The sequence below is a fragment of the Stenotrophomonas sp. HMWF003 genome (assembly GCF_003061285.1).
Lineage (GTDB): Bacteria > Pseudomonadota > Gammaproteobacteria > Xanthomonadales > Xanthomonadaceae > Stenotrophomonas > Stenotrophomonas maltophilia_AP.
The window spans coordinates 3,946-12,079 of record NZ_QAIW01000300.1 but is presented as its reverse complement, the minus strand read 5'-3'; the positions used below and the strand labels follow the sequence as shown (position 1 = coordinate 12,079).

Sequence of the window (8,134 nt, the reverse complement as noted above, 5' to 3'; positions counted from 1 at the left end):
GGACCACCCAGCAGGTGGAAGCCTACGACGCTGCGTCCGTGCTGGCCCGCCTGCCGCCGCCCCTGCACCTGCCGCTGCACGACGCGCACGGCAACCGATTGCCTGCCCTCGAATGCGAGCATGCGATCGCCGCCGGCTGGCAGGCGCTGTGCGCTCGCCTGCCGGACGATCAAGCGCCCTGGCGTGTGTGGCACGACAGCCGCGCCGATGCAGCCATCACCGTTGCGCTGCGGCTGGCCCTGCGCGGGCTGTTGCCGCCGGTGGACCTGGACGACCCTGCCCGTGCCGTGGATCTGGCCACCCGGTTGGGCCCGCTGGGCAGTGGCGCCGGCGGCGCCGCGTTGGCACTGGCAGCCGCCTGCCCAGGAGGGCATGTGGTGGTCATTGCCGACGACAACGGCGGTCTACTGCTGCAACCGGTGATCACCGCAACGCCGCCGCAGGCACCTGCCAGCCCCCTGCCCACTTCCGATTGCCCAGCCCTCTCTGGAGCGCCATGAAAGCCTGTATCGCCCTGCCCCTTCTGTTTGTCGCCGTTACCGCAATGAGCGCCTGCGAGCCGCAACCCATCCCATTGCCGGAGATCTGGGACACCTGGCCTGAAACACCGGAAGCACCGCAGCCGCTGCTGGGGACGGTGTGGAAGCTGCACGACCTGCCCGGCAATGGCGAGCACACCGCAGTGACCGTGTCGCCGGAATCGCACGTGGGCTTCATCATCCTGGAAGCCGATGGCCAGCACCTTACCGGGTACGCCGGCTGCCAGCCGATGACCGCACTGTACCGGCAACAGGGCACGACGCTGAACGTGGAAGGCCTGGTCCGCACCGGCTCGCGCTGCCACAAGGACAGCATGGACGACATCGGCGACCGCTTTGCCACCGCGCTCAGCACGGCGACCGGCTTCCGGATGGCCACCCATGACGCGTTGCTCCACGTACTGGAAGGCGACACGGTCACCGCAACCCTGATCTATCGCACGCCACCGAAGGGGCATTGGTGAACCGCGCGACGCGCCGGAGGCCGGCATGAAACACCCGGTATGCCAGGGCGATTCCACCAGTGGCGGGGGCGAGGTAGTCTCATGCCAGATGGATGGCCGTCGCCACATTGATGGCCGCGCGATCGCCGTGGTCGGCGATCTGGCCACGTGCCTGCTGCATCCCGGGCGTCATGCGTTTGTGGAGGGCAGCGAACGGGTGCGGATGGAGGGCCGGGCGGTCGTCGTGGACGGTCACCGCCTGGCCTGTGGCTGCCACGGCATCGCCGTGCATGCTGCGCGCGTTCGTATCCGGTAGGTGCCGACCGTTGGTCGGCACACGCGCAGACGCCGACGACCACCGACCAACGGTCGGTGGTGACCGCGCTGGTCAGAACTCCGCTGCCACCGTCATGAACACCTGGCGCGGGGCGCTGGCGTGGATCGCGTAGCGGGTACCGGTCGGGTCGGTCGGGGCGAACGAGCTCAGCTGGCCGGCGTAGCGCTTGTTGGTCAGGTTGGTCGCGTTGAGCGACACCTTGACGTCGCGCAGGCCCAGGCCGGGGCCGAAGGAATAGCCCACGCCCGCATCGAAGGTGGTCACGCCTGCCACCGACTGGTCGTTGGTGTAGGTGTAATAGCGCTTGCCGGTGTACTTGGCGCGCAGGCTGGCGAAGTAGCCGTCGCGGTTCCAGCTGATTTCACTGGACGCCATGCGCTGCGGGGTGTCCACGGTGATCTTGCCCGCCACCGGCACGATCGCCCCGCCGGAGGTGTAGTTGTCCTCGTAGGTGGTCTTGTTCCACGACAGCGCGTTGTACCACTGCAGGCCATCCACCGGCTTGAGGATGAAGGTCAACTCGGCACCGCGGCTCTTCACCGAGCCCACGTTGATGAAGCGGGTGATGCACTCCGGGCGCGTGCCCACCTCGATGCTGGTGCACGGATTGAGCGAGAGCAGGCGGTTGTCGAACATGACGTGGTACGCCGCGATCGAGGCCTGGTACTTCTCACCGAAGGTGCGGAAGCCCGCTTCCAGCGTCTTCGACTTCTCCGGCTCCAACCCGGCGCTGGCCGCGAACGATTCCGGCGACACCTGCAGCGGGCCACCGCTGCCACCGCCCACGAACGCGGCGATGTTCTCCGAGTACGAGGCGAACAGCTCCTGGTTCGGGCTCAGCTTGAAGCCGATACCGGCCTGCGGCAGCACCGATTCCTTGGCGGTCAGCGTGCCCGAGGCGTAGCTGGCCTCGGTGCCCGGCTTAGCGTTGGCGGTCATGCGGGTGTTGGGGCTCTTGATGCCCACATCGACGGTCAGGCGATCCTCCAGGAAGCGCATGCGGTCCTGCACGTAGAACTGGCGCGTGCGGATGTCGAAGTCCTGGTCGAACAGGCGGCGGTTCGGGTGGTTGAGGTAGGCGTCATCCAGGAACGGGCCGGTGATGTAGTAGAAATTGCGCTCCACGTTGTGGTCGTTGCGCTCATACCACAGGCCCGCTTCCAGTTCATGGATGCCCCACTGCCAGCTCAGCGCGGCGGTGATGCCCTGGCGGTTGATGGTGTAGTTGGTGCTGCGGATGGAGATCGGCAGCGCCTGCGCCGTGCCCGGGTAGGACGGCTGGCCCGGCGCCCACCAGTGGCCCTGGCCGCGGTTTTCATGGTGGTAGCCGAGCAGCTTCAGGCGCGCGGTGTCGCCCAGCGCCAGGTCGGCATCCAGCGAATACAGGTTGTCGTCGCGCAGCGCGCGGCTCTGGTAGTAGGCATCGTCGATGCTGTTGACGCCGCCGCTGAAGGCACACTTCTGCGCGTTGTAGGTGCCCGGTGCGCAGTAGGCGGCGGCCACGGCGCGGTCCCAGTCCGGGGCGTAGATGTTCCAGTCATAGCCCAGGCCGCGCCGCAGCATGTCCTTGGACAGGTAGGCGTAGTTGGCCTGGCTCACCCGCGAGGTGGCGGCGAACGCACCGAAGCGGTGATCGCCCACGTTCCACACGGCCTTGGCATTGAACTGGCGCGTGGTCTGGTTCTGGTACGGCGCGGCCCACATGTCCGAATCCTGGTGCACGCCGGACACGTAGGCCGAGAAGCCGTTGAGGTCGCCGGTGTCCACGCGCAGGTAGCCACGGCGCTGGTTGTCGTCGCCCACGGTCACGCTGGCACGGCCACCGAATTCGGTGGACGGGTCCTGCGAGAAGTACTGGATGGTGCCGCCCAGGTTGCTGGTGGACGCCACGCCCAGCGAGCCGATGCCCTGCGACAGTTCCGCCCCGGCCAGGTTTTCGGCGATCAGGGCGCGCGCGATGCTCAGGCCGTTGTAGTTGCCGTAGCTGTTGTCGCCCAGCGGAATGCCGTCCAGCGTGTAGCCCAGGCGGCTTTTGTCGAAGCCGCGCAGGGTGATGCTCTGCGATTCCTCGTTGGCGCCGAAGGCATCGTTGGACTGCACCGACACGCCCGGCAGGCGGTCGAGGATCTTCTGGCCGCTGGTGCCCGGCGGCAGCACCTGCTTGTCCACCGTGCCGATGCGCTGCACCTGGCGGGTTTCGCCCTGGCCGATCACCGACACGGTGTCCAGGGTCTGCGCGCTGAGCGCAACGGTGGCATCGGGGCCTGCGTTGGCGGCTACGTCGGCAGCGTGGGCATTGGCGGCGCACAGCGCAATCGCCACGGCGATCGTCAGGGGTCGGGTAAGCATGGTAATCCGTTGCGTGGGGGGTGATGACCTGCGCACTGCAGGTGCGTGACCATCATGCGAGCGCAACATGAAGGGATTCTTACGCCACGGGGTGCGGCATATGAAATGCGACCCAACGCGCGAAACCACGCGCGCACACTCCTTGTGCGCACCGCACGTACAATGCACGCCTTACCGCAACGGCAGGGACAGCAGGCAATGAACGAACAGGACTACGAAGCCGCCAAGTGGGCGCTGCTGCACGCGCATCTGGTGCAGGCCACGCCCGAACAGCGGCATCTCTATGTGGCGCGCTCCAACTACGGTGACAACCAGCGCGCGCTCGCATGGCTGGCCGACCAGCCCGATCTGGACCGCGCCACCGCGCTGATGCTGTTCTGGAGCGTGGGTGCGGGCTCGCATGCCCAGTACGAATCGCTGGACGACGTGCCTGACTACGATCGCGACACCCACCAGTTCATCGGCCTGGTGCAGCAGCGCTTCCTGGGCGGTTTCTATGCCGACCATGGCATCGGCTTCGATCCGACCCGGTGGGACGGTGCGGGCCCCAACGAGCATTCGGCCGACGAGCTGCAGCGGATGCCGGCGCAGATGCTGCAGGCCGTGGACGGCGAGCATCACATCGATCCGTTCGATGAGGCCTACGACGAAGACTACGACGACGGCCTGCCGATGGCACTGGTCGAGCAGCTGTACGAGCTGGCCGACGTGCATATCGCCTGGGAAGAAGCGAACCCGCAGGCGTAGGTCACCACCAACGGTGGTGACCTACTCGGCGGCCAGCTGGTCCATGCGGATGCGGTTGGCGAACAGCGAAAACGCCAGCATGCCGGCCAGGCCGTTGGCGCGGCTGACCCAATGCGGCAGCCAGCGCGGCGGGCGCAGGATGCCTTCTTCGAACAGCGGTGCGAAGGCGATGGCATCCTGCAGCGACATCTTGCCGGCAAACAGCCAGCGGCAGACCTGCAGGCGGTCTTCGGCCAGCATGTGGCGGAAGAAGGTGTGCACCGACACCAGCCCGCGCAGGTACACGGTGTCTTTGGTGAACGCCGCGCCGCCGGTCGGCGGCACGCCGCGGAACACGCGCTGGGCCGACGCGAAGCTTTCTTCGTTGTTCTGCCCGGCGTCGCAGAAGTAGCGGAACACCTGGATGAAATCGGCGCCTTCGCGCGCCATCGCAATGGCTTCGGTGCGCAGGCTGATGCGCTTGAGGCGTTCGATGTCGATGCTGCCGGTGATCTGTTCGGCGAACGTGGCCAGCCCTTCCTGGGTCGCGGTAACCCGGGGCGAGGACAACGCCAGGCTGGGCAGGTGCGGCTGCTCGCGGCCGTTGAGCGCGGTCAGCGAATGCACCAGCGCTTCGTGGTGGAACAGCTGCGCACGGTCGTAGGCACTGAAACGGGCGCTGGTGCGCAGGCGGATGCGGGTGGGACCGGCGGCCGCCTTGGAGATCAGCTCCGGGTCGAGCTGCACGCTGATGATGCGCGATTCGAAGAAGGCATCCAGGTCCCCCTGCAGCTGCAACTGCAGCGCGGTGGCCGAGACCGGCACCTGTTCTTCCGGGGCGAGCAGTTCGTGGTCCAGTTCCTGCGCGATCTGGATGAAGTGACGGGCCGCCTCGCGGGTACTGGGGCCGTTGCCGGGCAGCGGGTGCTCGGGCGCGCCGAACAGCTCCACCGAGTAGTGGTCCACCGCGGCGGTGCCCAGGGATTCCAGCAGGCCGGCGGCCAGGTCCCAGCTGTGCGCCGAGCGCTGCACGTACAGGCCGATGGGGTGCGCGGGATCGCACTGGGCGCTGATTCCGGCCAGGGCGCGGCGCGTGTCGCTGAAGTCCAGTTTCGGATAGCTCACCTGGGGCAGCACCGGGTTGCCGCGCGCCACGCTGGCCAGGAACGGCGCCTGCAGCGCGGCCGGCCAACTGGTCAGCCCGAGCAGCTTGATGCCGCCCACCGCCTCCACCAGCTGCGCATCGAGCGCGGTGTGGTGGGCCACCTCACGATCCACGGTCATCGGTGTGTCCATGGGCGGACAATAGCAGCCACCCATGGGGTGGCTCTACCCGCGCCCGCACCACGGCCGCCGCACAGCGCCCCATCGTGGCCGCCCCACCCCAGCGGCAGCCGCACGCAACCCAACCGCAAGGGTAGAGCCACCCCATGGGTGGCTGCACGAAATCCCAGACAAACCGGTAGAGCCACCCCATGGGTGGCTGCGCTTGATCACAGGTGGCCGCACGCAACCCCGGATGGCTGGCCGGTGCCGGATCGCAGATCAGCCACCCATGGGGTGGCTCTACCCGGTGGGGGTTATCGGCGGCCGCCCTTTCCGCCCGGGCGCCACTGCGCGCCCTTGCCCACGTGCTTGCGCTCGATGGCCTGCTGCGCCTGGCGCACCGCCAGCTTGGCCGCTGCGGCCGCCACTTCTTCCTTCAGCTTGAAGTAGTTCAGCAGGCGCTCTTCATCCAGCGTGCCATCGTCGATGGCCGCACGGATCGCACAGCCGGGCTCACGCTGGTGCGCGCAGTCGCGGAAACGGCACTGCGCCGACAGCGCTTCCACGTCGGAGAAACCGCCTTCGCTCAGCGCTTCCTCACCGGTCGGCTTCAGCTCGCGCATGCCAGGCGTGTCGATCAGGCAGGCGCCGGCCGGCAGAGGGATCAAGGCGCGGTGGGTGGTGGTGTGGCGGCCGCGCGAGTCGTTGACGCGCACATCGGCGGTCTTCATGCGCTCCTCGCCGAGCAGGGTGTTGGTCAGCGTGGACTTGCCCGCGCCCGACGACCCCACCAGCACGACGGTGCGGCCCGCGCCCAGCCACGGCAGCAGCGCCGACGCGCTGGCCGGGTCGCGGCCGTTGATGGCCAGTAGCGGGATGTCCTGCGCGGCCAGCTCTTCCAGCACGTCCAGGGCATCCTGGCTGTACTCGGTCTGGTCGGCCTTGGTCAGCACCACCACCGGCTGCGCGCCGCCCCCGCCCACCAGCAGCAGGTAGCGCTCGATCCGGCGCGGGTTGAAGTCCGCATCCAGCCCGCACACGATGAACACGGTATCGATGTTGGCCGCGATCACCTGCTGGTGGTAATGCTCGCCAGCCGCGCCGCGCTTGATCGCGGTGCGCCGCGGCAGCAGCGCGATGATCTTGATGCCGTCCAGCAGCACCCAGTCGCCCACTGCCGCGCGTTCGTGGCTGGGGAACCGCGGCCGTTGCCATTCCGGCGGGGATTCGGTCTTGATCGCCGCGTCCGGCATGTCGGCCACGATGTAGCCGGTGCGGTGCTGCTCGATCACCCGGCCCGGACGGGCCTGCGGGTGTGCATCGAACAAGGCCTGCCAGCTGGGCAGCTCGGGGGCGCCTGCCCAGGGCCAGCCTATGGTCTGCAGGGCGCGGAAATCGATCGGTTCGCTCATCGCCCCATTCTACCCTTCCCCGCCGTCCCGGCCGGGTCCGGCAACTGCCCGCCAACAATGGGGTTTTGGCCCCGGCGGGGCTTGCCCCGCAACGCACCAATTCCGCTACCATGCAGATTCCATGCCCTCCAACGGCCCAGTCATGTCCACGCCCCCGATCAAGCCGCTTGCCACCCGCGAGCGCCTGTCCGAAGTCCGCTACGAGATCCGGGGCGAACTGGCGCGGCGAGCGCGTGAGCTGGAGGCGCAGGGCCGCAAGCTGATCAAGCTGAACATCGGCAACCCGGGCAACTTCGGCTTCCGCGCACCGGAACACCTGCAGCGCGCCATCGCCGACGACATGGGCCGCACCGACCCGTATACCCACCAGCAGGGCCTGCCGGAGGCCCGCGAGGCCATCGCCGCCGCCTACGCCCGGCGTGGCGCGCCCGATGCACACCCGGACCGGGTGTTCGTGGGCAACGGCGTCAGCGAGCTGATCGACCTGTCGCTGCGCGCCCTGCTCAACCCCGGCGATGAAGTGCTGGTGCCCTCGCCCGACTACCCGCTGTGGTCGGCGGCCACCATCCTCAACGACGGCCGCCCGGTGTATTACCGCTGCGCGCCGGAGAACGGCTTCCAGCCGGACCCGGTGGAAATCGAGACGCTGGTGTCCTCGCGCACCCGCGCCATCGTGCTGATCAACCCGAACAACCCCAGCGGCGCCAGCTACTCGCGCGACCTGCTGGAGCGCATCGTGGCGATCGCGGCGAAGCACAACCTGCTGCTGATGGTCGATGAGATCTACGACCAGATCCTGTACGACGACGCGCAGTTCCACCCGGTGGCCCCGCTGGCCGGCGAGCATCCGTGCATCACCTTCAGCGGGCTGAGCAAGGTGCACCGCGCCTGCGGCTGGCGGGTGGGCTGGGCGATGCTGTCCGGCGCGGCCGAACGGCTGGGCGAGTTCCGCGCGGCGATGGACCTGCTCAGCGCGCTGCGCCTGTGCGCCAACGTGCCGGGCCAGTACGCCATCGATGCGGCCGTCAACGGCCCGGACACCGTCTCGGCGCTGTGCGCGCC

General features: G+C 68.4%; 8 protein-coding genes. 4 read left to right on the top strand and 4 right to left on the bottom strand.

The features are described from left to right. Positions 1-500 (top strand): DUF2875 family protein (locus tag DBR34_RS12365; protein ID WP_128097016.1); only part of this gene is annotated, 500 nt, incomplete at its 5' end. Continuing rightward, on the top strand, positions 497-1,003 hold the full coding sequence (locus tag DBR34_RS12360) for an META domain-containing protein (protein WP_128097015.1): 507 nt from the start codon (positions 497-499) through the stop codon (positions 1,001-1,003). The genes DBR34_RS12365 and DBR34_RS12360, both read left to right, overlap by 4 nt. A 79-nt stretch (positions 1,004-1,082) precedes the next feature. Here DBR34_RS12360 and DBR34_RS22910 read toward each other — a convergent pair whose 3' ends face one another. Both DBR34_RS22910 and DBR34_RS12350 read right to left on the bottom strand, forming a co-directional pair. Next, positions 1,083-1,274, bottom strand: coding sequence for a hypothetical protein (locus DBR34_RS22910; protein WP_258223878.1), 192 nt, complete (start codon positions 1,272-1,274; stop codon positions 1,083-1,085). A 96-nt stretch (positions 1,275-1,370) separates the two neighbouring features. Then, positions 1,371-3,668, bottom strand: coding sequence for a TonB-dependent receptor (locus tag DBR34_RS12350; protein ID WP_128097013.1), 2,298 nt, complete (start codon positions 3,666-3,668; stop codon positions 1,371-1,373). A 198-nt stretch (positions 3,669-3,866) separates the two neighbouring features. Here DBR34_RS12350 and DBR34_RS12345 point away from each other — a divergent pair, with 198 nt between their 5' ends. After that, on the top strand, positions 3,867-4,415 hold the full coding sequence (locus DBR34_RS12345; RefSeq protein ID WP_181393989.1) for a DUF4274 domain-containing protein: 549 nt from the start codon (positions 3,867-3,869) through the stop codon (positions 4,413-4,415). A 21-nt stretch (positions 4,416-4,436) separates the two neighbouring features. On the opposite strand, the gene DBR34_RS12340 is transcribed toward DBR34_RS12345, so the two are convergent. Both DBR34_RS12340 and rsgA read right to left on the bottom strand, forming a co-directional pair. Beyond that, entirely contained in the window at positions 4,437-5,690 is a 1,254-nt protein-coding gene (locus DBR34_RS12340; RefSeq protein WP_181393988.1) for a flavohemoglobin expression-modulating QEGLA motif protein, read from the bottom strand. Between the two features lie 284 nt (positions 5,691-5,974). Then, positions 5,975-7,072 (bottom strand): ribosome small subunit-dependent GTPase A, encoded by a 1,098-nt coding sequence (gene rsgA, locus DBR34_RS12335; protein WP_128097010.1) that lies wholly within the window; start codon positions 7,070-7,072, stop codon positions 5,975-5,977. A gap of 142 nt (positions 7,073-7,214) precedes the next feature. Here rsgA and DBR34_RS12330 point away from each other — a divergent pair. Then, a partial coding sequence (locus tag DBR34_RS12330; protein WP_258223879.1) for an aminotransferase class I/II-fold pyridoxal phosphate-dependent enzyme occupies positions 7,215-8,134 on the top strand: 920 nt, incomplete at its 3' end.

What these genes read in the sequence shown, in the direction of transcription:
- DBR34_RS12360 (WP_128097015.1), top strand. Translation starts at nt 497, where the DNA reads ATGAAAGCCTGTATCGCCCTGCCCCTTCTGTTTGTCGCCGTTACCGCA.
- DBR34_RS22910 (WP_258223878.1), bottom strand. Translation starts at nt 1,274, where the DNA reads ATGCACGGCGATGCCGTGGCAGCCACAGGCCAGGCGGTGACCGTCCAC.
- DBR34_RS12350 (WP_128097013.1), bottom strand. Translation starts at nt 3,668, where the DNA reads ATGCTTACCCGACCCCTGACGATCGCCGTGGCGATTGCGCTGTGCGCC.
- DBR34_RS12345 (WP_181393989.1), top strand. Translation starts at nt 3,867, where the DNA reads ATGAACGAACAGGACTACGAAGCCGCCAAGTGGGCGCTGCTGCACGCG.
- DBR34_RS12340 (WP_181393988.1), bottom strand. Translation starts at nt 5,690, where the DNA reads ATGGACACACCGATGACCGTGGATCGTGAGGTGGCCCACCACACCGCG.
- rsgA (WP_128097010.1), bottom strand. Translation starts at nt 7,072, where the DNA reads ATGAGCGAACCGATCGATTTCCGCGCCCTGCAGACCATAGGCTGGCCC.